Consider the following 24520-nt stretch of genomic DNA (forward strand, 5'->3'; position numbering starts at 1 on the left):
CGGCGCAGACGCCAAAAGGGACCGAAACAATGCATATTCGCGTCATCGTACCGGTGCTCGACAGCGACGAACTCGTTGGCAAGGCCGAGAAGGAATACCGGTCCTTCGCCGGTGATGGCGTGACGATCTCGGCCGTGCCGCTTCGGCGTGGCACTGCCTCGATCGAATGCGGTTTCGATTCGACGCTGGCGGCGCCCGAGGTCATGAAACTGGCGCTGGAGGCGGAAGCCGATGGCGTCGATGCCTGCACGATCGCATGTTTCACCGATCCGGGGCTCGTCGGCGCACGCGAACTGGTCTCCATTCCGATCGTCGGTGAGGGCGAGGCGGCCTTGCATATGGCGGCGATGCTCTCGACGCGCTTCACCGTCGTGATTACCGAAAAACCCTTCTTTTCCCTGATCCGCCGCACCGTCGGCCATTACGGTCTGTCTTCCAGCCTTGCCTCCGTGCGTTCGGCCGAGGCGAGCGTGATGGATCTCAACGAGAGCCATCTCGATCACATCATCGCCGAATGTATCGACAGCGTCGAGCGTGACGGGGCCGAATGCTTCGTCATGGGTTGCACTGGCACGGGGTTCGACATGGCGCTCTCGATCGAGGAAGCGCTGAAGAAGCGGTTCGGCATCTATGTTCCGGTCATCGATCCCGGCAAGGTTGCTCTGCATTTCGCCAGAGCGATGGTGGCGACCGGCCTCAGCCATTCCAAGCTTGCCTATCCCAAGCCGGCCTCGAGCCGCAGCGAATACAGGTTCGCGTGATGTCTGCGGCGTCGGTCACGGATAAGAGCCCCGTTTCGCTCCAGGTCGGGCGTAGCGAGCGCAAGAGAAGGTTGTTCGCCGCAGCCGGCCTGGCGCCGCTGATCCTGTGGCAATTCATCTTCTTTGTCGTTCCGGTTCTGCTGCTTCTCGTGATCAGCTTCTGGCGCACCAAGAGTTATCGCATGGTGCCCGACTTCACCTTCGACAATTACATTGCAGTCTTCACCAATGGCGCGATGTGGCGGGCCTTGGCCCTTTCGGTCCAGACGGCCGCCTTCGTCACCGTCGCCTGCGCGCTGCTCGCCTTTCCTATCGCCTATTTCATCGCCAAGAAGGCCGGGCGGCTGAAGGGCCTGCTGCTCGTCGCCGTCATTGCGCCCTTCTGGATCAGCATCGTCATGCGCGTGGCGGCCTGGCGCCTGCTGCTTGGCGAGAACGGCGTCATCAACAAGGCGCTGGTTTCCATCGGGCTGGTCGACGCGCCGGTGAGCTTCCTGCTCTATTCGCCGGTCGCCACCTCGATCGGGCTGATCTATGCCTATCTGCCGCTTTACGTCCTGCCGCTCTATGCCTCGATCGATGCGATCGAAGACAACTGGATCGCTGCGGCCAAGGATCTCAATGCCGGTCCGTTTCGCGCCTTCTGGGAAGTGACCCTTCCGCTGTCGCTGCCTGGCCTGATCGTCGGTGCCGTCTTCTGCTTCATCTTCGGGCTTGGCGAATTCGTCACGCCGGCACTGCTTGGCGGCGGCAAGCAGCTTATGGTGTCGCAGATCATCCAGGATCAGTTCCAGCGCCGTCTTGACTGGCCTGCCGGTGCCGCGATTGCGATTGTGCTGCTGCTGATCGTCTTCGTGCTCCTTGCCCTTTCAATGAAATGGTTCCGCAAGGCGAGTGGAGAAAAGCTATGAGCGTGCATCTCGCCAGCGCCGGTGAAACGGGCAGGAAAACGCTGCTCTGTCTCTATTCCACGCTGATCTATCTTTTCCTCTATCTGCCGATCGCCGTCATCGTGCTTTTCGCTTTCGATGCGAAGCCGATCCCGGGAATGCCTCTGACCGAACTGACCACGAGCTGGTTCGGCGAGATGCTGAAGGACCAGAAGCTCGTTGGCTCGCTCATCACCAGCCTGCGCCTGGCGATCATCTCGGCCATTCTGTCCACCCTGCTCGCCATGCCGGCGGCGATGGTGCTCGCCTGGCTGCCGATCCGCTTCAAGTCGCTGGTCATGAGCATGGTGCTCGGGCCTGTCGTTCTGCCGCAGCTCGTGCTTGGTCTCGGCCTCGTGATCCTGATGCGTGCGGCGCCCGCCACGGTCGGCGAACCGGCGATCATCCTCGCCCACACTACGATCACCTCGAGCTATGCGACGCTCATCCTCTACTCGCGTTTCCTCGGCTTTCGGCGCAGCTATATCGAGGCGGCCATGAACCTCGGCGCCAACGAGCTGACTGTCTTCCGTGAGGTCGTCCTGCCGCTGATGCGCCCGGCACTGATCTCGGTCTTCCTGCTCGCCTTTACCGATGCCTTCGGCGAATTCGTCGTGGCCTGGTTCGTCGCCGGCTTTACCGAAACACTGCCGATCAGCATCTGGACCTCGCTGCGCCAGGTGATCTCTCCCAAGGTCTACGCGCTCTCGTCGCTGATCATCATCGTGACATTGGCGCTCAGCCTCGTGTCGCAGCTATGGGTCATTCGCCAGGCGCGCCTAACCAGTAAAGTTCGATCCGCATGACAGACCGCCCGATCCACGCCGTCGAAATCGACGACATCACCAAGACCTACGGAGACGCGGTCGCCATTCGCGGCGTGTCGATGACCGTTCGCGATGGCGAGTTCGTCACCATTCTCGGCCCAAGTGGCTGCGGCAAGTCCACGCTTTTGCGGATGATCAGCGGCTTTGCCGATCCGACGACCGGCGACGTGAGGATTGCCGGCAAGTCGGTGGTGGGCCTTGCACCCTACAAGCGCGATACGGCCATGGTCTTTCAGGACTACGCGCTCTTTCCGCACCGCACGGTCGCCGAAAACATCGGTTTCGGCCTTCGCATGCGCAAGGTCGACAAGCGCGAGATCGAACGGCGTGTCGGCGAAATGCTGGAACTCATCAACCTGTCGGGCTTCGGTAACCGGCGCGTCAGCGAGATATCCGGCGGCCAGGCGCAGCGTGTGGCGCTAGGGCGTGCGCTGGTCGTTCGCCCCTCGGTACTGCTGCTCGACGAACCGCTGGGTGCACTTGACCTGAAGCTGCGCAAGCAGATGCAGACCGAACTGAAGAAGATCCACCGCGAACTGGGCCTGACCTTCGTTGCCGTGACCCATGACCAGGAAGAGGCGTTGACACTCTCCGACCGGATCGCGGTGATGAATGCCGGCCGTATCGAACAGTTCGATGCTCCCGAAGCGCTCTACCGCCGGCCGGCCACGCGTTTCGTGGCGGATTTCGTCGGCGGTGCCAACCTTCTGGACGCCGAAGTCACCGAAGGCGGCGCCCTGCTGGTCAACGGGCAGCGTTTTGCGGGCATAGGGCCGGCCGTCATCGGAGACTATAGGGCAAGGGATAAGGTCTCGATCGTGGTCCGTCCCGAAATGGTCTCCGTTGCAGCGTCGGCAACGACCACCGATGGAGAGAGCGGTTCGGCCTCCGTCGAGGCAGTCGTCTCGGAAGTGCTGTTCTCCGGCGCGGTCCAGCAGATCGTCGGCCAGCTTCCGGATGGCTCCAGTTTCACCGCCCATGAGCCGGCTCTCAAGCCACCACCAGAACGTGGGTCACGGGTAAGCTTCCACTGGGACGGCTCGCTGTCCTGGCTGGTCTCTCGCTGATCCAGAGCTTTTCGAACGGATAGAAGAATGCGTGAATTCGAATTCGATGAATTGGAGGCGCTGGCTATTGGCGCCGGCGTTCTTGGCACCGGGGGCGGCAATCACCCCGATCTGGAACTCATGTGCGCCCAGGCCGAATATCGTCGCGGCCGTCGGGTAACTCTGATCGATCCGCAGGAGCTTGCCGATGACGCCCGCGTTGCCGTTGTCTGCATCATGGGGGCGCCTCTCGTCACCAAGGAGCGTCTGCCGGAACCGGTCGCCATATGCAAGGCCGTGCGGTTGATGGAAGCCCATTGTGGCAAGCCCTTCGATGCGATCATGTCGATCGAGATCGGTGGCGAAAATGCGTTCTTCGCCATGCTTGCCGGCATGGAACTCGGTCTGCCGGTTGTCGATGCCGACACGATGGGCCGAGCGTTCCCGGAGGCGCAGATGGCGAGTTTCGCAATCCGCGGCCTGTCTGTCGCACCCTTTGCGATCGCCGATATCCGCAACAATTCCGTGCTGATACCCGAGGCGGAAAACGCCACCCGCATCGAACGAATCGGCAGAAAGGCCGTGGTCGAACTCGGCTCGATTGCCGGCACCTGTGCTGCCCCGCGGTCCGGTCGTGAGGTTAAGGATCATGCAATCCTGAATTCGGTCGGGCGTGCGCTGAAAATCGGCAATGCGGTTCTTGCAGCCCGACACTCGGGACATGACCCGGTAGATGCGGTTCTTGATGCGGAAGAGGGCGCGCTTCTCTTCACCGGCAAGGTTCAGGATGTAAGCCGCCGCACGACCGATGGCTTCGTGCGTGGCAAGGCGGTGCTCGCGGGCCGCGGCGGTTTCGAGGGGCAGATGCTGGAGATCGACTTCCAGAACGAATTTTCGGTCGCGCGGCTCGATGGTCGGCTACTGGCCTGCGTACCCGACCTCATCACCGTGCTGGACGAAGAGAGCGCCGAGGCGATCGGAACGGAAGTGCTGCGTTACGGGCAGCGCGTCGTCGTCGTCGCCTTGCCGGCCGACCCGATCATGACGAGCGCTGAGGGGCTTACGGTCGTCGGCCCGCGCGCCTTCGGCTTCGATTTCGATTACACGCCCTTTACGGAGCAGCCCGCATGAAGCGCATCGGCATAGACGTTGGCGGAACCAACACGGACGCGGTGCTCCTTGATGGCGACAGGATACTGCGGTCGATCAAGACAGCGACCACATCCGACGTGATGAGCGGCATCAGCACGGCGATGGCCCATATTCTCGGCGACGACCAGGCATTCGAGGCCGGCGGTGTCCGCGCGATCATGATCGGCACGACCCATTTCACCAATGCGGTGATCGAGCGCCGCGGCCTGTCGAAGGTGGCCGTGATCCGTATCGGCCTGCCGGCCGCCCACAGCATCCTGCCGATGCAGGCCTGGCCGGACGATCTTCGGCGCGAGGTGGAGGGCCCTGTCTTCCTCGTGCGTGGCGGCCACGAATTCGACGGACGCGAGATCGTGCCCTTCGATCGCGAACACATGCAGGCGATTGCCTCGGAGATACGCGACAGCGGCGTCAAGGCGGCGGCGATCACGGCGGTCTTTTCGCCCCTGACCTCCGCCTGCGAGGAAGAGGCTGCGGCTATCCTGACGCAGATGGTGCCGCATATCAGCATCACCCTCTCCAGCCAGCTCGGACGTATCGGCCTGATCGAGCGGGAAAACGCGACGATCATCAACAGTGCGCTGCATGGGCTTGCGCGCGAGACGGTCTCGGCGTTTGAGGCGGCAATCAGCAAGAGCGGCATCGCGGCCCCTCTCTATCTCACCCAGAATGACGGTACGGTGATGCAGGCGTCGCATGCTGCTCGTTTCCCGGTTCTCTGCTTTGCCTCCGGTCCCACCAACAGCATGCGCGGCGCGCGGATGCTTTCGGGCCTCGATGAAGCCATCGTTCTCGATGTCGGTGGAACCACCACCGATGCAGGCATGCTCGTCTCCGGCTTTCCGCGTGAGGCGAATTCCAAGGTCGACATCGGCGGCGTATCGACTTTCTTCCGCATGCCTGATGTCATCGCCATCGCGCTTGGCGGCGGCACGATCGTCGATGCGGAAAATGGTCTCGTCGGCCCGAAGAGTGTTGGATACCTGATCTCGGAAAAGGCAAGGGTCAAGAATGGCGACACGCTGACCCTGACCGATTTTGCAGTTCGCGCAGGGCGGATGGAATTCGGCGACGCCGCTCTTGTCGCTGATCTGCCCAATACACTGGCTGATCACGTCGATGCTTGGAGCCGGCAGAGGCTTGCAGATCTCGTCGATCGGATGAAGACCAGTGCTGCCGATGCGCCGGTCATCGTCGTCGGCGGAGGAGCCTCGCTGGTCCCCGACGAATTGCCGGGCGTCTCGCGTGTCATCAAGGTTGAACATGCCGGAGTGGCCAATGCTGTCGGCGCGGCGATGGCACAGGTCAGCGGCGAATGCGACCAGGTTTTCTACGACATTGGGCGCGAGGAGGCGCTTGAAAGGGCGCGGAAAATCGCCGAGCGGCGTGCGATCGATGCGGGCGCGGATATATCTAGTTTGGAACTACTCGATATCGAAGACATCCCGATGTCCTACATACCCGGCAATCCCTTGCGCGTGCGATTGCGCGTAATCGCTGACCTCGCATTGTAGTGCCTTAGCGAGCTGGATCCCACCCCTTAGCGAGGACAGGTGTGGAACACCTGTTGGAGGGTAATGACCGTCGCAGTTCGGAAAGCTTCAGAAATTGTGGTGCGAGAGTTCTGGTTACATCAAGAGCTTAACGCGGGCTATGCTCTAACCCTTCCAATAAGCTCGCGACCAGGGCCTTGCCTTAGACGATGATTTCCATGGGGTCAGCAGCCATTCCGTGAATACGACAAGCAAGAAGGCGACGACCCCGAGCGCGGCGAGGAAGACGATCGCGGAGAACGTACCGGCGGTATTGAGGCGGGAATTGGCCTGCAGCAGATAGGCGCCGATCCCCCCGCTTGTGGATGCAGTCCACTCGGCGATAACCGCGCCAGTTACCGAGAACGTTGCGGATAGCTTAAGTGCGGAGAACAGCGGTGTATAGGTTGCCGGAAGTTTCACGTGCCTGAAAATCGAAAGGCGTGAGGCACCCATGGATCTGACGAGATTGAGGATGTCCTTGTCAACCGAGGACAGGCCGTCGAGCACGTTCACGACAACGGGAAAAAAGACAACCAGCGCTACAATGACAAGCTTTGGTGCCAGTCCGAAACCGAGCCATATCGTCAGTGCGGCAGAAATAGCTATGATCGGGACAGCCTGGCTTGCGATTAGAACCGGATAGAGGATGCCACGCACCGGACCCGATGAATCCATCAATATTGCAAAGATGAAGCCTGCGCCGGCACCAATGATAAAGCCGAGCAGAAACTCCATGAATGTCATGGCGAAACCGGCGACGAGCGTTTGCCAGTCTTCAACTATATGCATGGCAACCGCTTGCGGTGACGGCATGACGTAACGAGGGATTGCATAGAAATCGACAGCGAAAGCCCAGAATGCCACGACCAAGGCAAGGGCGAGGACTGGATACAGAACACGCAGCAAGGGAGAGGAATTCGGCATGTCAGGCCTCCGTTGCCTGGATGCACGGTGCCTCGCCATCCTTGTCATAAATGAGATGCATGACGCGTTCCTTGATCTGGCTGAATAACGGGGTGGTCAAACAGGCCACCGGTCGAGGTCGATCGATCGGCACGTCGATTATTTCGCGGATGCGGCCGGGGCGCGGTGACATGACGATCACGCGATCGGCAAGGAAGATTGCCTCGTCGATATCGTGTGTAACGAACACGATGGTCCGCTTCTCCTGTTCCCAAACGCTAAGCAGCCATTGCTGCATCGAAAAGCGCGTTTGGGAGTCCAACGCGCCGAAGGGTTCATCTAGCAATAGAACATCGCGATGCATGGCGAGTGTTCTCATCAGCGCCACTCGCTGTCTCATGCCGCCGGATAGAGCTGACGGAAAATGATTTATGAAATCGCCGAGGCCATAACGCTTTGCGAGTGCAACGCCTGCTTCCCTTTGAGCCTGACCGGCCTTGCCTTTCAACAGATCACCGAGGACGATGTTTTCGAGCACAGTGCGCCAAGGAAGCAGCAAGTCCTTCTGCAACATGTAACCGACTTCGCCTGCACGCGCGGTGACGTCTCGTCCGTCGATGGAAACCTTTCCGGCGGTTGGCCTGAGAACGCCTGCGATGATGTTGAACATCGTGCTCTTGCCGCAGCCGGACGGGCCGACGATGGAAACAAACTCGCCTTCTTTGATGGAAAGGTCAGTCGGAGCCAGCGCGAGCGTGTCACCGAAACGCTGCGATATGCCCAACAGGTCGAGCTTGTTAGAGGTAGCCTCAGTCATGGAAACGTTACCCTTGGCATCGTGTCAAAGGACAGTACAGACATGACGGCCGAACCAGACAAGGTCTTCAACCTTGACGGCGATGTCGTCGCGAGCGGCGAAAGGTTCAATCGCCCACGCACCCCACATCGGGCTGTCATTGCCTGCATCAATGAAGTGATGGAGATAAGCGGCACCCGGTGCCAATGAATGGCCGATATTGCCAAGTTGATCGAGCAATACGAAACCTTCCGAAACGAGTTTCTCATGGCTGATCGCGAAAAGCTCACTTGCCGTCATGCCGGGACGGCAGAACGCAAGCGTCTCACGATGGATGCGCTCCAGATCTGCCAGAGCCTTGTCCGCCTGGGGATAGTCGCCAATGATCTTACAGCGCGTACAGTCGCCCCAGAAACCAACGGCCGTGATGGGATGCACATCAAGCATCAGTACATCCCGGTCCGCGGCTTTCAGATTTGAGGGATGTTTGGTCGGAAAGCAGATTTTTGTGTTTTCTCCCAAGCCGACATTGGTGATCGTCCAGACATGTTCGACATCGTTTGCCCGCAGAAAATCGCTGACGGCAAGATCAACGGCCTCCTCGGTTACACCTGGACCAATCTTTGCAAAGCCGGCTTCGATTGCACCCTTCGCCAGCGCCTGTGCATGGATGAGTCCGGGCGGCGGAGCTTCCGATACGTCCGCACCTGGCCGATATGGCCAGGCGGGCATCACTCGTCGTTCAAGCGAATTCCCAGCCATCGGATCATTTCCCGAGATAGGCGTTGCTGAAATAAGTCGATGGCGCCTGCGGGGCCTTTACGACGTCGAATTTCTTCAAGGCCTCGAGCAGTTTGGTCCAGTCAGCCTCCTGGTTGACGAGGAGATCATCACCGATCTTGCCGAATTGCGGAACGGTGTCTGTCCATTGCTGCGTGATGAAGGCCTCGTCATAGGCCTTGCCATATTTTTCCTTGAACGCATCGACTGATTCCTGCGGATGCTCCGCAGCATAGGCGATGCTCTTTGCTGTCGCGCGCAGGAATGCCTTGGCCTGATCCGGGTGTTCCTTCAGCCAGGTGTCATTGCCTGCCAGCATGAAGATTGGGGTATTCGGTACGCCGTGTGCGGTTGCCGGCAGGAAGGACGCCGTCTGGTTGCCTGATGTCTTCATCGCTGTGCCTTCGGCATTTGTGATGCCGGTGATCGCGTCGACCCGGTTCTGAAGAAGAAGCGGGACAGTGTCGTCCGTCGCAGCAACAGTTTCGATGTCGTTTAGCGTGAGGTTAGCATCGGCCAGCATCATGCTCAGCTGGGCCTTGGTCCAGGCGTCATTGTAGATGCCAATCCGTTTGCCTTTTAGTTCGGCAACCGTCAGCGGCTTACCTTCGGCGCTGAGGATGCCCCAGTTGTTGCCGGTGCCATACCGGCCGATGGCCGTGACTGGTGCTTCTTCTGAACGCGCGAAGATGACGTCCATGACGGTCGTGAAGGCGACCTGCGCGCGACCGGTCCCGAGAAACTTCATCGTATCGGCCACAGTTGGCGGTACGACGATGTCGAGCTCAAGGCCTTCTTCCTTGTAGAATCCCTTCTTCGAGCCGATGATCCACGGAATCCAGAAGCCATCCGGCGTCGGCCATTCCTGCACGAACGTGAGCTTGGTGAGCTCCTGTGCAGAAGCGCCAAGCGGTGCGCTGATCGAGAATGAAATAGCAGCTGCGGCTGCGAGAAGCATGCGACGTGTCAGATTCATAATGCTGTTCCCATCTTTTTTTGGTTGCCGGTTTGCACTTCGGTTTCATGCAGGCGCGCGATCTTTGTGATCGCATTCAGTGTCGACTGAAGCAACGTGGCGGCTCCAGCCACGCAGTTCACAGGCTCGACGAATTCCTTCTCATTGTGGCTGATGCCATTGCGGCATGGCACAAAGATCATTGCCGAGGGGGCCAGAGGTTGCACCGACAGAGCATCATGGAACGCTCCGGAAACCATTCGCTTCACCGAGAACCCGAGTTCGATGGCCGCCTCCTCGATGCAGGAAACAATCTCCGGATCGAACTCCGCCGGCGGCATGTCGAAAATCCGGTCCAGATGAGCCGTACAACCGTTTGACCGCGCATATTTGTTCAATGTGGACTGTAGCAACTCCTCGATAGTGTCGAGGTATTCTGTCGATGGATGGCGAATATCGATATTCGCCGTTGCTACTGCGGGAATAGCGTTGATGGATGCAGGCTCGACCGCAATGCGCCCGACAGTGAATCGGGCATCGGCATCGCGGGGCATGATGGTGGCCTGCAACTCGGCCAACGACTGGATCAGCGTCGCTAGAGCATCACGCCGCGAAGTGAGCGGCGTCGTCCCCGCGTGCCCGGTTTCTCCTTGAATGCGAACATCGAACCAGCGCGTGCCCTGTATGCTGGACACCGCGCCTATCTCTACATTTTCCGCCTCCAGGATGGGGCCCTGCTCGATATGCAGTTCAAGATAAGCTGCTATTGGTTTGCCAAGCCCGACCACTGAAACCTCCGGAAGTGCGGCGAGCGTCGCAGCTATCTCGGATGACAGTGGCTTGCCTTCGCCGTCCTTGAGTGTCTCGATATCTTTCGGAAGGCTACCGTCTGCAAAAGCCCGTGACCCCATTGTGCCGGGGGCGTAGCGGCTTCCCTCTTCATTCGACCAGATGACAAGTTCAATCGGCAGCGAATAGTCAAGGCCGGCATCGGCGATCGTTTCGATAACCTCGAAAGCGGCAAGTGAGCCGAGCGCACCGTCAAAACGGCCACCGCTCGGCTGGCTATCGAGGTGACTACCAATCAAGACCGGTTTCTCATGCTCGCGTCCAGGAAAGGCGATGAACAAATTGGCCGCCTGATCTTGTGTGACTTTCAGCCCTCTGGAGAGTGCAAGATCGGCAAGTTTGCCACGAGCTTCGCGATCCTCCATCGAAAAGGCCTGACGATTGACGCCACCGGCCGCAGTGCCGCCGATCGTCGCAAACTCAGCGATACGGCGCACAAGCCTTTCGCCGTCAATGCGGAGCCTTTTCGTCATCGAGTTTCCGTTCTTGTATCTCGTGCGGTGATGTTTTCACCCGCGCGTTCAGGTCTTATGTACTATAATTCAAGAGACTTGAATTTATGTCAATCCTATTGAAATACGATTTGGAGGATTTATTGTAGGCATCATGTAAATTGCCGACGGGGCGCGCGCCCCTCATGAGGACGATATGAAACCGAACAAAATAGAAGCCGACGCTGAAAGCGGCCAAGCCGCCAGCGGTAAGCTCGGTACGCGCCTCAAGCTTGCGCGCCAGATGCGAGGGTTAACGCTGAAAGCTCTTGCCGACGCTGCGCATTGCTCGGAGAGCCTCCTCTCCAAAATTGAAAATGGCAAAGCCTCTCCATCACTGCCAATGCTCCATCGTCTAGTTGAGGTTCTTGATACGAATATCGGCTGGATGTTCGAGGAAACGCATGGAGAAGAGGGAATAATCTTCAGGGCGGGCACGAGGCCTCTCATCGCTCTTGATCCTTTACGGCGCGGCGACGGGATAACGCTTGAACGCATTATCCCCTACTCGCCGGGCCATCTGCTTCAATGCAATATCCATCACATCGAGAAAGGGGGCGAGAGTGCGGGTGCCATTCGCCACGATGGTGAAGAGGTGGGATATGTTCTTGCCGGACAGGTGGAGTTGAGCGTTGGGGAGCAAAGCTTCAATCTTACGGTCGGCGACACATTCGTCTTCGATTCAAACCTGCCGCATCACTACCGCAATATCGGCGAAGAGCGTGCCAGTATATTTTGGGTGAACACACCTCCGACGTTCTGAGTGAATTTTATTCAAGTAACTTGACAATGATGAATTTGCATTGAATTTTGCCCGCAATGCCAATCATCGATCAGGAAATGTACATGACCGGAAAAAAAATCCTCCTCGCTGGAGAGTCCTGGGTTTCGACCGCAACGCATATTAAAGGCTTCGACCAGTTTCCGACCGTGACCTATCACACGGGTGCCGACGAGCTCCTTTCGGCACTCAAGGGCGGTCCCTACGACGTTAAGTTTATGCCTGCACACGAAGCCCAGAGGGACTTTCCGCAGTCGATTGAAGCGCTTCGCGACTACGAAGCGATCATCCTGTCGGATATTGGTGCTAATACGCTCCTACTTCACCCGGATACCTGGATACATTCCAAGACGACGCCGAACCGGCTCAAGCTCCTCAAGCAGTACGTGCTCGAAGGCGGCGCGCTTCTGATGTTCGGCGGCTACTACAGCTTTCAGGGCATCAATGGTGGTGCGCGATATCGCAACACGGCCGTCGAAGAGGTTCTTCCGGTTTCCTGTTTGGCATTCGACGATCGGGTCGAGGTCCCCGAAGGTTTCACGCCGGCACTGACGGCTGATGAGACACACCCCATACTCGCAGGACTTGGTTCCGATTGGCCGGTTCTGCTTGGCTTCAACGAGGTAGAGCTTAAGCCAGGAGCTGAAGTCCTTGCTACGGTCGGCGACGAATATCGTGACCTGCCGCTTCTCGTGACTGGAAAATTCGGAAAAGGGCGCTCGGTCGTCTGGACGTCAGATGTCGGGCCACATTGGTTGCCGTCCCAGTTCATTTCCTGGGAAGGCTACAAACCCTTGTTTGAACAAATGCTCGATTGGGCGACAGCCCGGGACTGAGCAAAACGGAGTTCGTCATGCCGAAGCGTATTAAGGAAGCAGCCGTAACTGTCGCCAGTATCCAGATGGAGCCGGTTTTCGGTGAAACAGAAAAGAACGTCGCCCGCACCATCGCTTTGATGGAGGAGGCGGCCTCCAAGGGAGCGGAGCTCGTTGTCCTGCCCGAGCTCTGCAACACCGGATACGTCTTCCAGAGCCGCAAGGAAGCAAGGGCTCTCGCCGAAGAGATCCCCGCTGGCCCAACGACACGCGCCTGGATAGAGGCGGCCAAGAGACTGAACCTTCATGTCGTCGCCGGGATTACCGAGAAGGATGGTGTGAAGCTCTATAACTCAGCCGTCGTCATCGGCCCGGACGGATTGATCGGGCGCTACCGCAAGGTCCATTTGTGGGGTGACGAGGCGCTTTACTTCACTCCCGGAGATCTCGGCTTCCCGGTCTTTGATACGCACCTCGGCCGGATCGGCTGCCATATATGCTATGATTGCTGGTTCCCGGAAAGCTTCCGGCTCGCAGTTCTTCAAGGTGCCGAGATCATGTGCGTCCCGACCAATTGGGTGCCGATTCCGGGACAAGATCCGAACCGCGAAGCCATGGCGAACATCATCGTCATGGGAGCTGCGCACAGCAATTCCCTTTTTGTCGTCGCGGCAGATCGTGTAGGCACCGAGCGTGGACAGCCATTTATCGGCCAAAGCTTGATCGTGGCGCAGACCGGTTGGCCGGTTGCCGGCCCGGCCAGTGCCGACAAGGAAGAAATCCTGATTGCCGAGATTAACCTCGCGGATGCTCGGCGGAAACGCAACTGGAACGATTTCAATCAGGTTCTGAGAGATCGCCGTCGCGACGTGTACGATGAAATGCTTGGGAGTGCTCACACACCTGGCTGGCATTGATAAGGTCTTCGTGTGGTCTCTAGCTGATTGCAGATCTAGAAATCTTCCTGGAAAGGGTGTCTTCGGTTCACATCCCTTCAAGAGCTCAAGCTATCAGCGCTCGAAAGCTCCACGCTCAATATCTAGTGAGGAATATTCGCGGACGGATAAAGCGCCGCGCCAACCTTCTGAGCCGCAGCCGCCAGGCGTTTATCCCTCGTCCACAAGCTTGATCGTCGATCGAGGAGGGTTGACGTTAACAGATGTGCGTCAGTATAGCCGATCCCCATGCTAAAGATCGAATAACGATCAATGACGGTCATTACCTCTGCATGGGTCGCGACCACTGTCTCACGCTGAGCTGCAAGAAACGCTAATACCGCATCCCGATCTCGCAGACTGCCTAGGGCCAGTTCGCCGACAACGAAAGGGTGGCAAAGCAACCGATCATCTCCGATGATTTTGGTCAGCTCCGAGTCGCCGTGTCGAAAATGATCAATCCAGATCGAGCTATCGACAAGGATCACTTGCTCACTTCGCTCCGGCGGCGAGGTGCTACCTCGGCCTCGGGCATCGTCCCGCCAAGGGCGATCAACCGTTTACCGGATTCGACTCGTACCAAAGTCTCGAGTGCTTGACGCACAAGAGCCGCCGTTTCCTTTGTGCCTGTAAGGGACTTGGCCCGTTCCATGAGGTTGTCGTCGAGACTGATAGTAGATCGCATAGGTAGCTCCAGATGTTGAAAAGCTCATAGCACCAATTGGTGCGATAATCTACGCTTCTTGAGCCGACCATTGCCATCACGTCTATCGCGGGTCGCCGGTTCGATTCCCAATCAAATGCTTGGGATTAAACATCGATCGATAGACCGTCGGCAGTTCACCCCCGACGACGCCTATGACGGCAACCCGACCTATGATGCCGTCACCAGGCACAGCGTCGACGCTTCGGTAGTTATCCCGCCCCGCGCCAATGTGGAGGGACGGCCAGACAGCTATCCCTCACATCAGCGAGACCATTATATTGCGGCGATCAATGCCGGTGGCCGGATGACGTGGCAAGTCGCCACCGGCTACGGCAAACGCTTACTGGTCGAGACCGCGATCGGACGTTACAAATCGATCATCGGGCGGCAGCCGTGGGCGAGCTCATTCGCGGCACAGCGGACGGAAGCCGCCCTCGGCTGCGTTGTCCTCAATCGCATGCTGGCCTACGCACGCCGGAAGTCCGTCCGCTCCAAGACCGTCACCGTATATTCCTGGCATCAAAGATGGAAGTTCGACCTTTCATCAATCGATGTACCAGCGCCCGGCAATAGCGTTAAATCCGCCGATGGCACGGCGCTTGCTTTTGTGTGAATGTCGCGTATGCTACATATGATTTATAAAATGTAATGGATGCAACATTGCGGACCGCAGATCGGATTAAGTCTCATTTCGGGGGCCTTACGAAAGCTCAGCAGAACATCGCTCAATACATTGTGGAGCGGTCGGATGCTGTCGCATTCATGACTGCCAAGCAGCTTGCCGTTGCCGTTGCGCAGAGCGATGCAGCCGTAGTCCGCTTCTCCAAGGCTGTTGGCTTCGCGGGCTTTCTTGAGATGCGCGAGGCGTTGCGAGGGGAGATGCTGGACGTCGAAGGGTCGAGCGGGATGGCCCAGAAGGCTGGCGGTTCGACAACCATCAGCGTGCGTGAGGAAGTGCAAGCCATCTCCACAGAGCTCGTCGAGCGCACCGGAGAGATGAATTCGGGCGAGGCCTTCGAAAAGGTTGTTGATGCCCTTGTTGATGCCCGCAGAATTCTGGTCAGCGGCCATGGCACGTCTTATCCATTGGCAGCCTATGTCTCGATGCACCTCAACCAATGCCTGGACAAGGTGGAAATCCTCAATGTCGACCAGGGAGATCTCGCCGAGCGCTTTCGTTCTATCGGCCCGGGTGATGTCGTCATCGGCATCGGTTACGTCCGCTATCTGCCGTTTACAGTCGATATTCTCACGGTCGCTAAGCAATTGGGAGCAACCGTCGTCGCCATTACAGACAAGCTGACCTCGCCTCTCGCGCATGTCGCGGACCATTCGTTGTTCGCCGCCCGCAGTACGTCGGCGATCTGGTGGAGCCAGGCCGGAACCTTCGCAATCGCGGACGCCCTGACCGCCATGTGCATGGCCAAGGATTCGCAGAGCACGGAGCGACTGCGGCAGGCCGACGAGATGCTGGCAAAGCTCGGCCTGTGGAACCGGGGTCTGCCGTCGAACCGATCGCTCAACGTCTCTGCCGGCGACACCGACGCAGACGTGTCGGGCTGATACCCAGGCAATTTTCACCGATCCGACAAGGGGAACAAGAATGAACAAGAAATCCGATGAACTATTCAGCATGGCATCAAGCCGGCGCAGCTTTCTGAAGTCTGCCGCCGTGCTCGGCACCGGCGCCGCGGGGCTCTATGCACCCTACGTGCGCGCAGAAGCCGGACAGGTCGTGGTGCGTGGCCTGGGCGGCGCCTATCAGGACGCGATGACCAAGGCGGTGTACGAGCCCTTCACCGCGGAGACGGGCATCAAGGTTGCCGTCCTTCCGGCGACTGCCGCGCAGGTTCGCGCTATGGTTGAGGCTCGCCAGGTGCGCATCGATGTCGTTGACCTCGTCGATGTCGCCCTGATGTCGCTTGACCGCATCGGCGCGCTTCAGCCGATTGCCTATGACAAGATGAAATTCACCAAGCCGGACGACATCCAATCGACGGTTCGTCGCCCCAACATGGTCGGCAACCTCTTCTTCGCGACGGTGCTTGCCTATAATACTGAAGCGTTCGCGACGGGAACCCATCCGCGCGGCTGGAAGGAATTCTGGGACGTGCAGAAGTTTCCGGGCGCGCGCACGCTAGCAGACCAGAAGTCGGGTGCTGCAGAACTGGAATTCGCGCTGCTTGCCGAGGGCGTCGCCAAGGATGCTCTCTATCCGCTCGACATTGACCGTGCCTTCGCCTCGCTCGACAAGATCAAGCCCAGCATCGTCAAGTGGTGGGATACCGGTGCTGTGTCCGCGCAGATGCTTGAACTCAAGGAAGCCGTCCTCGGTGGCATCTGGAACGGCCGCGCCCAGGCGCTGATCGACGGCGGCGCCCCCATCGCCATTGACTGGACGGAAGCCAAGCAGCAGGTTCAGTATTGGGGCGTTGTCAAGGGCGCGGCCAATTCCGAAAATGCCCAGCTTTTCATCGATTTCGCTCTCCAGCCTGAGGTGCAAGGCAAGCTGACGCAGTTCATCGCCTATGGTCCGACCAATACCAAGGCATTCGCCCATGTGCGCAAAGAGGATCTGGCCAAGCTTCCGAGCAATCCCGAGTTCTTTGCCAACACCTTCGAGCAGAGCCCCGAATGGTGGACCGACAATTTGACGACCGTCGGCTCCCGCTGGCAGTCGTGGATACTGAGCAAGTAATCGAGCGATCATGAGTGAACTGGTAATGGAAACAGGCTCAGAACTCCAACTCTCCGGCGTGACCAAGCTTTACGGCCAGTCTGCCGCAGTGAAGGATCTTGATTTGCACGTCCAGCCCGGCCGTTTCGTCACCCTTCTGGGAGCAAGCGGTTCGGGCAAGACGACGACGTTGATGATGCTGGCGGGGTTCACGTTCCCGAATTCCGGACAGATCCGTATCGGCCGCAAGGACGTTACCGGCCTGCCGCCGGGTAAGCGGAATCTCGGGGTCGTTTTCCAGAACTACTCGCTTTTTCCTCATATGACAGTGGCCCAGAACCTCGCATTTCCGCTGGAAATGCGGGGGAGATCCAAGGCCGATATTGCGCGTCTCGTAGGCGGGACGCTCGACATGGTCCATCTCGGCAAGATGGCCGACCGCTATCCGCGTCAACTGTCGGGCGGCCAGCAGCAACGCGTCGCACTGGCCCGGGCCATCATCTTTGAACCGCAGGCGCTGTTGATGGACGAGCCGCTCGGCGCACTCGACAAGAACCTGCGCGAGCACATGCAGATCGAGATCAAGCGCCTTCACGCCTCTCTTGGTGCGACGATCGTCTTAGTCACCCACGATCAGGAAGAAGCGCTGACCATGTCGGACAAGATTGCCGTCATGCAGGATGGAAGGATTGCCCAAATAGCCGATCCCAAGACGATCTACGAGCGGCCCGATAGCCGTTTCGTTGCGAGCTTCATCGGCCAATCCAACTTCCTCAAGGGTATCATAGAAACCAGCGGCAATGGTGCAGCATTGCGCCTTGCTGATGGCAGCGCTATTCCCTGTAACGGCCGGCCGGACCTCAAGGCCGGCGAGGCGGTACTTGCGGTTCTGCGGCCGGAGCGGATAGTTTTCGGCGGCCAGGGGTCTGGCGGGCGGGAATCCGGCGTGCCGGGCGCCGGCCTCAAGGGGCGTGTCAGCGACGTCCTCTATCTTGGCCATACGATCAAGATTTCCGTCACGTTGTCCGACGGTACCGAGATCATGACGCAATCGAGTGCCGGGACCTTCGGCGGCGCGGCTCCGGAGACAGGCAGCGACGTGACCATCGGCTGGGGTTCTGAACCGCTCTGGTGCGTCGCAGCGGGAGCGGCTGCATGAGCAGCGTAAACACATCCGATAGATCGAGGATCTGGCTCCTGCTGTTGCCGGCGCTCGCAGTGCTGTGTGTGTTCTTCCTTTACCCGCTCGGCGCGATGCTGTCGCGCAGCATCTACGATCCCGGCTTCACCCTGCATCACTACCAGCGGCTGCTGGCAGAACCGGCATATCTCCAGGTGCTCCTGGCGACATTCGAAATTGCCGGCCTAGTCACCGTGGCATCGCTTGCCCTCGGCTACCCGCTCGCCTACCTCCTTTCGCAGGTCAAGCCGCGCCTCTCGGGGCTCTTGATGATCATCGTCATCGTGCCATATTTCACAAGCGTTCTGGTGCGTACCTATGCGTGGATGGTCATTCTCGGCTCGCAGGGCATCGTCAACCAGTTCCTCCTCTGGGCCGGGATCATCACCACCCCGCTGTCAATCATGTATACGCGCACGGCGGTGACGATCGGTATGACCTACATCATGCTGCCCTATATGATCCTGGCACTCTACAGTGTCATGCGCGGTATCGACACCGGCCTGCTGCTGGCGGCCGAAAGCCTTGGTGCAGGCAGGGCGCGAGCCTTCTGGCGCATATTCGCGCCGCTGTCGCTTCCCGGTGTCGCCGCCGGATGCCTTCTGGTCTTCATCCTCGCGCTGGGTTTCTTCATCACGCCGGCCCTGATGGGCAGCCAGCAGGACAGCATGATTTCTATGCTTGTGGAAAGCCAGGTGGAAACCTATTTCGACTGGGGTTTCGCATCCGCGCTTGCCACCCTGCTTCTGATCTGCACCCTCGTGCTGTTCATCATCTATGAACGTTTTGTCGGGCTCAATCGGCTATTCGAGGCCAAGCTATGAACGGACGCACCATCGGCCTCAGCACGAGTATCATCTCGTTCTTCGTGCTCCTGTTTCTCGCTATTCCCATTCTGATCATCGTGCCGCTCGCGCTCAACAGTGGCAACTATCTGCGCTTCCCGCCGCAGGGCATATCATTACGTTGGTTCAATGTGATCCTCGGAAGTGCCGATTGGCTCGATTCCGCCTGGACGAGCCTCAAGATCGCGCTCGGCGCCACGGTCTTTTCGATCGTTCTCAGTCTTCTTTCCGCAATCGCCCTGGTCCGTGGCCGCTTTGCCATGAAACAGGCCGTCTACGCCTTGATCCTGCTGCCGATGATTGTGCCGAACATCATATCGGCTATCGCGATGTTCTTCTTCTTTGCCAACATGCCGCAGGTCCCGCCATCGCTTGCGATCGTCATCGGCCATACCGTCCTGGCTATTCCGATTGCGACGATCATTCTCTCGGCGACCCTTCAGGGTGTCGACGGCAGACTCGAGAATGCGGCCCTCAGCCTTGGCGCCGACAGGATCACAGCATTCCGGCGGGTGACACTCCCGCTCATCGCGCCGGGCATCGCCTCGGCCTTCATCTTCGCGTTCCTGTCGTCATTCGATGAATTGCTGATCGCGATGTTCATGGCTGGCACGTCGAGCCAGACGCTGCCAGTGCGGATCTGGAATTCGGTCCTCTTCCAGCTCGACCCGTCGATCGCGGCCGTCAGCGTCATGCTGATCATCGTGTCGATCATCTGCCTTCTACTCGCAAATTTCCTCGCCGCCCGCAGCAAGGGCCGCTCTTAACAGCATCCGGTTGAAATCATGATTTTTACGTTGGAAGAATACAAGACGCGCCTGGAGCGCGTTCGAGCCGACATGGCTGCCCGCAACATCGACCTGCTGATCGTTGACCAGAGCGAATTCCTCATTCATCTGACGGGTTTTTCGATTTCGGAAAACATGTACAGGGCTTGCCTCGTGCCACTGGCGGGAGAGCCGGTCATGGTGCTGCGCGCCGTCGATCTCGGACCGTTTCTCGACAGTTCGTGGATCACGCAGTCCGTTGCTTTCGCAGATTGGGAAGATCCGATCGAAGCCGTGGCATCAACGATCACCAGGCTCGGATTCGGCGATAGGAGCATCGGTGTCGACGAAGAATCGTACTGCATGCCTATCCGGCGTTTCAGGCAGCTGAAGGCGAAGCTCCCGGCCGCAGAGTTCCGCGATTTCTCGGGCGTTCTGGAAGTGCTGCGGATGTGCAAGTCACCGGCTGAAATCGCGCTGCTCCGAGAGGCTTCGCGGATCGGCGATCTCGCTATAGCAGCCGCCGTTGCTAGTGCCGGGGAAGGGCGTTCTGCTCGTGACGCTGCCGCCGAAGTCCACCGTGTCTTCATGGAGGAGGGAGCCGATACCGCTCGCGCAGGCATCATCACGGCCGGCATCGGTAACAACTTCCTTCATGGGTACATGACGGGCACGCCGCTGAAACGTGGCGACATCCTGCATCTCGAACTGCTGCCCTTCAAGGATGGCTACAGTTCGCGCATCATGCGCCCCGTCGTCATAGGGCCAGCGGATGAACGCAAGGCGATCGCCGAGCGGCTGCTCGCGATCCAGGATAGGCAATTTGCTGCGATGAAGCCGGGTGCTGTCGCGAGGGATATCGACGCGATTGCCCGCGATGGCGTACTCGCTGCCGGTCTTCGCCCCGACTATCTCAACATTACCGGATATACGATAGGCGCCTTCCCGCTTCACACGCCCCGCACCAGCGATTTCAGCCGAGTCTTCCTTCCCAATGCCGAATGGACACTCGAGCCGGGCATGGTATTTCACATGTATGTCTCGGCAGAGGGAGTAGCCTTCAGCGAGACGATGCTTGTCACCGAGACCGGCTCGGAACGCCTTACCCTGGCGGAACGGCGGATCTTTGAAGCATAATCGGCCGCCCTCACTCGTCGGCGATTATCCGTGCGACGGCGGAGATCGCGACGAATGGCGGCCGATTCCGTATATCCGAGGACATAGAATGTCGTTCGCGCATCCGCTCGGATGCACGGCGATCGGGAAATGTGATGATGAAGACGAGAATTGGCATTCTGAAGCCGGGCGCGGCGCCGGAAAATCTTGCCGCCGTCCAAGGCGACTACGACTTTCTTTTTCGGCAATTGCTGGGTGAAGACGACTTTGACTATGTCGCCTATGACGTCGAGAAGGGGATTTTCCCGCCAAATGCAATGGTGACGGATGGATGGATTATCACGGGGTCGCGCCACGGCGTCTACGAGGACCATGCCTGGATTGCGCCGTTGGAAAGGCTTATTCGCGACATCCAGGCGGCCGGTCGGCCGCTGGTTGGGATCTGCTTCGGCCACCAGATCGTCGCTCAGGCGCTCGGCGGCCGCGTCGAGCGGGCAGCCTCCGGCTGGATTGCAGGACCGCAGACATATACCGATACAACCGGTCGCGAGTTTCACGTCAATGCATGGCATCGCGATCAGGTCGTGGAAGCGCCCCCTGGAGCTGAGGTTTTTGCAAGCGGCGCAGAATGTCCGATTGCTGGCCTTCGTTATACGGGTCCGATCTTGACGCTCCAGCCGCATCCCGAATTCAGCATGCCATATCTCGCCGGCCTCTTCGAAGAAAGAGGGGCAGCGCTGCCCGAAGCCGTCCAGGCAGCGACCTTGACGAGCATGCAGTATGGCTTCGTCGATCAGGTCTCCATGGGACAAGTTCTCAGAGAGATATTGAAATCCGGTGCCAGAGGTCGATAAGCGGATCAGAAGTCTTACAAGAGAAACTGCTCCCCCATGGCTGTGAGGTATTGCCAAGTTGTTTGATGTTGGCGTCTCTGGTATCGAGGAGCAATGAGATTACCAAGCGCATTTCCCTGGCTGAAGGGTTTCCGTCTCCCACGTGAGATCGTGGCTCATGCGGTTTGGGCTTATCACCCGGTTTGCCCTGGGTAGGCAGATGTGGAAGACCCGCTCGCGGGGCGCGGGTGATTGTTAGCGGGGAAACTGCTGGACTATGGATTAATCGTTTTGGTCAGCATATTGCCACTTGCATTCGCAGGGACCGACCAAAGCCGAATGACAAGTGGCACATCGATGAGGCCGTCATCACCATTGGCGGCCAGAAATTCTGGCTCTGGCGGGCAATCGATGCTGACGGTGATGTTTTCGACATTTTGGTTCAGCCTCGCCGCAACACTAAGGCAGCAAACGCTTCTTTTCCGGTCAGGCAATTGGCAAACCGAGTGTCGTCGTGACCGATTAGCTTGGCAGCTAAGTCAAGCCAATACAGACACCCTGGCGCCAGATGCCGATCATCCGGCGCACAAGGGCCTGAACAATAGAATTGAAAACTCGCACCGTCTCACCCGAAAACGGGAGTAGATCAAGGGTCGACTACACCGCTGAAATGATCGTCTAAAATACCCGAGCCATCATCGCGCGCGACCAGCCGCAAACAACTTGGCAATGGATCGCCTCAGCTAATCAATCATCGGGTAATTTGTGGCTGCCTCCCTCGGACCCGAAAGATGGGTCACACTTCTGGCTATCCAAAGCTAAAGGAAGGACGCAGCCATAACGTACTATGCCGGACTAGACCTGTCGATGGACTCCACGCAGGTCGGCTTGTGGACGAAGCTGGTAAGAAGGTCGCCTCGATGAAGGTCCTGAGCAGTCCTGATATGATCGCATATGCATTACGCGAAGTAGGCGGCGTCGGACGAGCTGCCATAGAAACCGGACGTATGTCGCCGGCGACGCCATGGCTTGCGTACTGTGGATATTCCCATTGTCTGCATCGATGCCCGGCAGGCACACCAAAGCCTATAGGCGTTGAAGGCCAACAAAACTGACCCGCATGACGCAGCCGCCCTGGCACAACTGGCCAGAACCGATTTCTATGAGGTGCACGTCAAATCTCCGGCGGCACACGGCGTGCGAAGCATCATTACGACACGCAACCATCTGGTCGAATCTCGAGTTCGCCTCGGCGACATGATCCGCGGCCTGTGCGCGATCTTCGGCTTCAAGCCCGGGCCTAGCCAAGGTAAGGCATTTTCGATCGGGTGATGGAGGCTGCCAAAATCCCCGGTTTGGAGCAGAGCATCACCGCACTACTCGCAGTGAGAACAGGCCTGACTGCGCAGTAAAAGGAGATAGATCGTGTTTTACGTGAGCTCGCCCATCGATCCCAATCCTGCCGGCAACTCATGAGCATCCCCGGTGTCGGTGTGCAAACGTCTGCTGCTTTTGTCGCTGCCGTTTATGAAGTCGGCCGCTTCCGACAATCGCGCACTGCCGGTGCCTACTTTGGCCTCGTCGCCAAACGTCATCAATCTGGAGAAATTGATTGGACGGGGAGGATCACCGAACAAGGTGACAGCACGATCCGGAAACTCCTCTACGAAGCGGCCAACTCGATCCTCACGCGCAGTCGCGGGAGCTATGCGCTCAAGGGTTGGACGATGAAGATCGCCAAGCGGCGTGGACTGCGGAAGGCACGGGTGGCGCTCGCGCGTCGTCTTGCCGTCATCATACATGCCATGCTGCGCAATGGCATTTTGTTCCAAGCATAGGATGAGGTATAATCTGTTTGCCAGTGGTGAAGCCAGATAGCTGATCCGAGGCGGTGTCCCGAGAGGGAACGCAGGGACGAATGATCTGCGAAGGTTACCGGATGGGCCAGAGAGCCCGCTTCAAGTCAATGCAACGTTCGACCTTGTGAAACCCCACACAGTACGATCGCTGCCTGCAGCCATCAGTGCGGACAGACCCTTGAAGCCCTACGATCTAAAGCACCGTTCGAAGCAATTAGGCAACTCAGCGAGACAAAGCCTGAGATCTTCATTCGAGTACCAACCCATGACATGTTGGGACCAAACACCTTAGGCATCTCCAGGGACACCATAAGATGGTGCGGATTGGGGATCGAGCGCACGCGTTATGTAGTCGTCAGCCTCGGGCTGGTAGATTTCCCAGGCCCGGCTCACTGCCGCCACGGGGCAGGTGTCGTCGACCCAGTCGATACGCAGCTCTGCATAGGGCCAGCTTTGCCGATCGACGATCAGCAGGCCTGCCGAATGGACGGGACCCGCTTCGCCGCCTGCCTCCACGGCCGCCTTGAGTGCCACGATCAGCCTGTCGCCCAGGCTGCCGTCTGATGACTCGAAGGCGGCAATCATGGCGGAGGGGATGCCATCGTTCGCAAGCAGGTTGCCTCCGGCAACACAATCTTTGCCGGTCGCCGATGTCCAGATGCCGAGCGCCCGTGTGCCTGAATGGATCGACGTTTCGCCCTTCGCATCGACGGCGAGAACCTGCCGATAGTCGGGATAGGCATCATGCCGGCGGGCGGCATCGACGGCTTCCGCCGCGGTGGCACCACTTTGCAGCTTTTCCAGCACGAAGGCGCCGAGCGCAGGATTGGTGACGTTCTGGGTGGAGACAGCGCCGACGCCAGCCTTCGCCCATGCACAACGCGCGGCCACAGCAGGTGACGATGACGAAATCGCAACGCCGAACTGGCCAGTCTTTGCGCAGCGGGCGACGATGGAAAATGTCATGCGGAAATCTCCTGTG

Annotated in this window: 26 protein-coding genes and 2 pseudogenes; 20 read left to right on the plus strand and 8 right to left on the minus strand. The window is 58.7% G+C overall.

Translation table 11 applies throughout. From position 1 onward, the window contains the following. The first annotated feature begins 29 nt into the window (after positions 1 to 29). The 6 genes from NCHU2750_RS27380 to NCHU2750_RS27405 are packed head-to-tail and all read left to right on the plus strand — an operon-like array spanning position 30 to position 6229. Entirely contained in the window at positions 30 to 761 is a 732-nt protein-coding gene (locus NCHU2750_RS27380) for an aspartate/glutamate racemase family protein (RefSeq protein ID WP_162939828.1), read from the plus strand. Then, positions 761 to 1672, plus strand: a complete 912-nt coding sequence (locus NCHU2750_RS27385; protein WP_162939829.1) for an ABC transporter permease — start codon at positions 761 to 763, stop codon at positions 1670 to 1672. The genes NCHU2750_RS27380 and NCHU2750_RS27385 overlap by 1 nt, the downstream gene beginning before the upstream one ends. After that, the gene (locus NCHU2750_RS27390; RefSeq protein WP_162939830.1) at positions 1669 to 2496 is read left to right on the plus strand and encodes an ABC transporter permease; all 828 of its coding nucleotides are present in this window, start codon (positions 1669 to 1671) and stop codon (positions 2494 to 2496) included. Before NCHU2750_RS27385 ends, NCHU2750_RS27390 begins: the two co-directional genes overlap by 4 nt. Then, on the plus strand, positions 2493 to 3584 hold the full coding sequence (locus NCHU2750_RS27395) for an ABC transporter ATP-binding protein (protein WP_119944967.1): 1092 nt from the start codon (positions 2493 to 2495) through the stop codon (positions 3582 to 3584). The genes NCHU2750_RS27390 and NCHU2750_RS27395 overlap by 4 nt, the downstream gene beginning before the upstream one ends. 27 nt (positions 3585 to 3611) lie before the next feature. Beyond that, positions 3612 to 4694: an S-methyl thiohydantoin desulfurase family protein gene (locus NCHU2750_RS27400; protein WP_119944968.1), complete on the plus strand. Its 1083-nt coding sequence runs from the start codon at positions 3612 to 3614 to the stop codon at positions 4692 to 4694. Beyond that, entirely contained in the window at positions 4691 to 6229 is a 1539-nt protein-coding gene (locus NCHU2750_RS27405; RefSeq protein WP_119944969.1) for a hydantoinase/oxoprolinase N-terminal domain-containing protein, read from the plus strand. The genes NCHU2750_RS27400 and NCHU2750_RS27405 overlap by 4 nt, the downstream gene beginning before the upstream one ends. A gap of 144 nt (positions 6230 to 6373) precedes the next feature. Here NCHU2750_RS27405 and NCHU2750_RS27410 read toward each other — a convergent pair whose 3' ends face one another. Genes NCHU2750_RS27410 through NCHU2750_RS27430 form a run of 5 tightly spaced genes read right to left on the minus strand, consistent with a single transcriptional unit; the run spans position 6374 to position 11006 of the window. Further along, a complete protein-coding gene (locus NCHU2750_RS27410; RefSeq protein ID WP_119944970.1) occupies positions 6374 to 7174 on the minus strand; it encodes an ABC transporter permease in 801 nt (266 codons plus the stop codon). Position 7175: 1 nt separating this feature from the next. Then, entirely contained in the window at positions 7176 to 7970 is a 795-nt protein-coding gene (locus NCHU2750_RS27415; protein WP_119944971.1) for an ABC transporter ATP-binding protein, read from the minus strand. Positions 7971 to 7994: 24 nt separating this feature from the next. Next, on the minus strand, positions 7995 to 8711 hold the full coding sequence (locus NCHU2750_RS27420; protein ID WP_119944972.1) for a M24 family metallopeptidase: 717 nt from the start codon (positions 8709 to 8711) through the stop codon (positions 7995 to 7997). Between the two features lie 4 nt (positions 8712 to 8715). Next, positions 8716 to 9705, minus strand: a complete 990-nt coding sequence (locus NCHU2750_RS27425; protein WP_119944973.1) for an ABC transporter substrate-binding protein — start codon at positions 9703 to 9705, stop codon at positions 8716 to 8718. Continuing rightward, the gene (locus NCHU2750_RS27430; protein ID WP_119944974.1) at positions 9702 to 11006 is read right to left on the minus strand and encodes a hydantoinase/carbamoylase family amidase; all 1305 of its coding nucleotides are present in this window, start codon (positions 11004 to 11006) and stop codon (positions 9702 to 9704) included. Before NCHU2750_RS27430 ends, NCHU2750_RS27425 begins: the two co-directional genes overlap by 4 nt. A gap of 175 nt (positions 11007 to 11181) precedes the next feature. Here NCHU2750_RS27430 and NCHU2750_RS27435 point away from each other — a divergent pair, with 175 nt between their 5' ends. From NCHU2750_RS27435 to NCHU2750_RS27445, 3 genes are all read left to right on the plus strand, one after another. Then, complete coding sequence (locus tag NCHU2750_RS27435) at positions 11182 to 11787, plus strand: cupin domain-containing protein (RefSeq protein WP_119944975.1); 606 nt, start codon at positions 11182 to 11184, stop codon at positions 11785 to 11787. Positions 11788 to 11870: 83 nt separating this feature from the next. Then, positions 11871 to 12641: a glutamine amidotransferase gene (locus tag NCHU2750_RS27440; RefSeq protein ID WP_119945083.1), complete on the plus strand. Its 771-nt coding sequence runs from the start codon at positions 11871 to 11873 to the stop codon at positions 12639 to 12641. A gap of 65 nt (positions 12642 to 12706) precedes the next feature. Then, entirely contained in the window at positions 12707 to 13537 is an 831-nt protein-coding gene (locus tag NCHU2750_RS27445; protein ID WP_349509044.1) for a nitrilase family protein, read from the plus strand. A 122-nt stretch (positions 13538 to 13659) separates the two neighbouring features. Here NCHU2750_RS27445 and NCHU2750_RS27450 read toward each other — a convergent pair whose 3' ends face one another. Both NCHU2750_RS27450 and NCHU2750_RS27455 read right to left on the minus strand, forming a co-directional pair. After that, complete coding sequence (locus NCHU2750_RS27450) at positions 13660 to 14043, minus strand: type II toxin-antitoxin system VapC family toxin (RefSeq protein WP_119944976.1); 384 nt, start codon at positions 14041 to 14043, stop codon at positions 13660 to 13662. Continuing rightward, on the minus strand, positions 14040 to 14240 hold the full coding sequence (locus tag NCHU2750_RS27455; protein WP_119944977.1) for a type II toxin-antitoxin system VapB family antitoxin: 201 nt from the start codon (positions 14238 to 14240) through the stop codon (positions 14040 to 14042). Before NCHU2750_RS27455 ends, NCHU2750_RS27450 begins: the two co-directional genes overlap by 4 nt. Before the next feature lie 151 nt (positions 14241 to 14391). Between NCHU2750_RS27455 and NCHU2750_RS27460 the strand changes: the two are divergent. From NCHU2750_RS27460 to NCHU2750_RS31000, 11 genes and pseudogenes are all read left to right on the plus strand, one after another. Next, positions 14392 to 14751 (plus strand): annotated as a pseudogene (locus tag NCHU2750_RS27460) (transposase); the annotation flags it as partial. Between the two features lie 158 nt (positions 14752 to 14909). Beyond that, positions 14910 to 15824 carry a MurR/RpiR family transcriptional regulator gene (locus NCHU2750_RS27465; protein WP_119944978.1) on the plus strand — a complete coding sequence of 305 codons (915 nt, stop codon included), beginning with the start codon at positions 14910 to 14912 and terminating at the stop codon, positions 15822 to 15824. Between the two features lie 40 nt (positions 15825 to 15864). Beyond that, positions 15865 to 16959, plus strand: a complete 1095-nt coding sequence (locus NCHU2750_RS27470; RefSeq protein ID WP_119944979.1) for an ABC transporter substrate-binding protein — start codon at positions 15865 to 15867, stop codon at positions 16957 to 16959. Between the two features lie 10 nt (positions 16960 to 16969). Further along, on the plus strand, positions 16970 to 18097 hold the full coding sequence (locus NCHU2750_RS27475) for an ABC transporter ATP-binding protein (protein ID WP_119944980.1): 1128 nt from the start codon (positions 16970 to 16972) through the stop codon (positions 18095 to 18097). After that, entirely contained in the window at positions 18094 to 18942 is an 849-nt protein-coding gene (locus NCHU2750_RS27480) for an ABC transporter permease (RefSeq protein WP_119944981.1), read from the plus strand. The genes NCHU2750_RS27475 and NCHU2750_RS27480 overlap by 4 nt, the downstream gene beginning before the upstream one ends. Further along, a complete protein-coding gene (locus tag NCHU2750_RS27485) occupies positions 18939 to 19730 on the plus strand; it encodes an ABC transporter permease (RefSeq protein ID WP_119944982.1) in 792 nt (263 codons plus the stop codon). Before NCHU2750_RS27480 ends, NCHU2750_RS27485 begins: the two co-directional genes overlap by 4 nt. Before the next feature lie 18 nt (positions 19731 to 19748). Further along, a complete protein-coding gene (locus tag NCHU2750_RS27490; RefSeq protein WP_119944983.1) occupies positions 19749 to 20867 on the plus strand; it encodes a M24 family metallopeptidase in 1119 nt (372 codons plus the stop codon). Between the two features lie 134 nt (positions 20868 to 21001). Next, positions 21002 to 21700, plus strand: a complete 699-nt coding sequence (locus NCHU2750_RS27495) for a type 1 glutamine amidotransferase (protein ID WP_119944984.1) — start codon at positions 21002 to 21004, stop codon at positions 21698 to 21700. Between the two features lie 93 nt (positions 21701 to 21793). Continuing rightward, positions 21794 to 22321, plus strand: a pseudogene (locus tag NCHU2750_RS27500) (IS6 family transposase); the annotation flags it as partial. Positions 22322 to 22774: 453 nt separating this feature from the next. Then, on the plus strand, positions 22775 to 23011 hold the full coding sequence (locus NCHU2750_RS30995) for an IS110 family transposase (RefSeq protein WP_245480526.1): 237 nt from the start codon (positions 22775 to 22777) through the stop codon (positions 23009 to 23011). A gap of 140 nt (positions 23012 to 23151) precedes the next feature. After that, positions 23152 to 23517, plus strand: a complete 366-nt coding sequence (locus tag NCHU2750_RS31000; RefSeq protein ID WP_245480527.1) for a transposase — start codon at positions 23152 to 23154, stop codon at positions 23515 to 23517. A gap of 309 nt (positions 23518 to 23826) precedes the next feature. Here the strand turns inward: NCHU2750_RS31000 and NCHU2750_RS27510 are convergent, their stop codons facing one another. Further along, positions 23827 to 24504, minus strand: a complete 678-nt coding sequence (locus NCHU2750_RS27510) for a DUF1028 domain-containing protein (RefSeq protein ID WP_119944985.1) — start codon at positions 24502 to 24504, stop codon at positions 23827 to 23829. Between the last annotated feature and the right edge of the window lie 16 nt (positions 24505 to 24520).

The sequence above is a fragment of the Neorhizobium sp. NCHU2750 genome (assembly GCF_003597675.1).
GTDB lineage: Bacteria > Pseudomonadota > Alphaproteobacteria > Rhizobiales > Rhizobiaceae > Neorhizobium.

Bases quoted from the DNA above. Each gene is read 5' to 3' on its own strand.
- NCHU2750_RS27405 (WP_119944969.1), top strand. From the start codon at position 4,691: ATGAAGCGCATCGGCATAGACGTTGGCGGAACCAACACGGACGCGGTG.
- NCHU2750_RS27425 (WP_119944973.1), bottom strand. From the start codon at position 9,705: ATGAATCTGACACGTCGCATGCTTCTCGCAGCCGCAGCTGCTATTTCA.
- NCHU2750_RS27415 (WP_119944971.1), bottom strand. From the start codon at position 7,970: ATGACTGAGGCTACCTCTAACAAGCTCGACCTGTTGGGCATATCGCAG.
- NCHU2750_RS27440 (WP_119945083.1), top strand. From the start codon at position 11,871: ATGACCGGAAAAAAAATCCTCCTCGCTGGAGAGTCCTGGGTTTCGACC.
- NCHU2750_RS27470 (WP_119944979.1), top strand. From the start codon at position 15,865: ATGAACAAGAAATCCGATGAACTATTCAGCATGGCATCAAGCCGGCGC.
- NCHU2750_RS27420 (WP_119944972.1), bottom strand. From the start codon at position 8,711: ATGGCTGGGAATTCGCTTGAACGACGAGTGATGCCCGCCTGGCCATAT.
- NCHU2750_RS27395 (WP_119944967.1), top strand. From the start codon at position 2,493: ATGACAGACCGCCCGATCCACGCCGTCGAAATCGACGACATCACCAAG.
- NCHU2750_RS27475 (WP_119944980.1), top strand. From the start codon at position 16,970: ATGAGTGAACTGGTAATGGAAACAGGCTCAGAACTCCAACTCTCCGGC.
- NCHU2750_RS27510 (WP_119944985.1), bottom strand. From the start codon at position 24,504: ATGACATTTTCCATCGTCGCCCGCTGCGCAAAGACTGGCCAGTTCGGC.
- NCHU2750_RS27455 (WP_119944977.1), bottom strand. From the start codon at position 14,240: ATGCGATCTACTATCAGTCTCGACGACAACCTCATGGAACGGGCCAAG.
- NCHU2750_RS27380 (WP_162939828.1), top strand. From the start codon at position 30: ATGCATATTCGCGTCATCGTACCGGTGCTCGACAGCGACGAACTCGTT.
- NCHU2750_RS27400 (WP_119944968.1), top strand. From the start codon at position 3,612: ATGCGTGAATTCGAATTCGATGAATTGGAGGCGCTGGCTATTGGCGCC.
- NCHU2750_RS27445 (WP_349509044.1), top strand. From the start codon at position 12,707: ATGGAGCCGGTTTTCGGTGAAACAGAAAAGAACGTCGCCCGCACCATC.
- NCHU2750_RS27485 (WP_119944982.1), top strand. From the start codon at position 18,939: ATGAACGGACGCACCATCGGCCTCAGCACGAGTATCATCTCGTTCTTC.
- NCHU2750_RS27465 (WP_119944978.1), top strand. From the start codon at position 14,910: ATGGATGCAACATTGCGGACCGCAGATCGGATTAAGTCTCATTTCGGG.
- NCHU2750_RS31000 (WP_245480527.1), top strand. From the start codon at position 23,152: ATGAGCATCCCCGGTGTCGGTGTGCAAACGTCTGCTGCTTTTGTCGCT.
- NCHU2750_RS27390 (WP_162939830.1), top strand. From the start codon at position 1,669: ATGAGCGTGCATCTCGCCAGCGCCGGTGAAACGGGCAGGAAAACGCTG.
- NCHU2750_RS27490 (WP_119944983.1), top strand. From the start codon at position 19,749: ATGATTTTTACGTTGGAAGAATACAAGACGCGCCTGGAGCGCGTTCGA.
- NCHU2750_RS27495 (WP_119944984.1), top strand. From the start codon at position 21,002: ATGATGAAGACGAGAATTGGCATTCTGAAGCCGGGCGCGGCGCCGGAA.
- NCHU2750_RS27385 (WP_162939829.1), top strand. From the start codon at position 761: ATGTCTGCGGCGTCGGTCACGGATAAGAGCCCCGTTTCGCTCCAGGTC.
- NCHU2750_RS27430 (WP_119944974.1), bottom strand. From the start codon at position 11,006: ATGACGAAAAGGCTCCGCATTGACGGCGAAAGGCTTGTGCGCCGTATC.
- NCHU2750_RS27480 (WP_119944981.1), top strand. From the start codon at position 18,094: ATGAGCAGCGTAAACACATCCGATAGATCGAGGATCTGGCTCCTGCTG.
- NCHU2750_RS27435 (WP_119944975.1), top strand. From the start codon at position 11,182: ATGAAACCGAACAAAATAGAAGCCGACGCTGAAAGCGGCCAAGCCGCC.
- NCHU2750_RS27410 (WP_119944970.1), bottom strand. From the start codon at position 7,174: ATGCCGAATTCCTCTCCCTTGCTGCGTGTTCTGTATCCAGTCCTCGCC.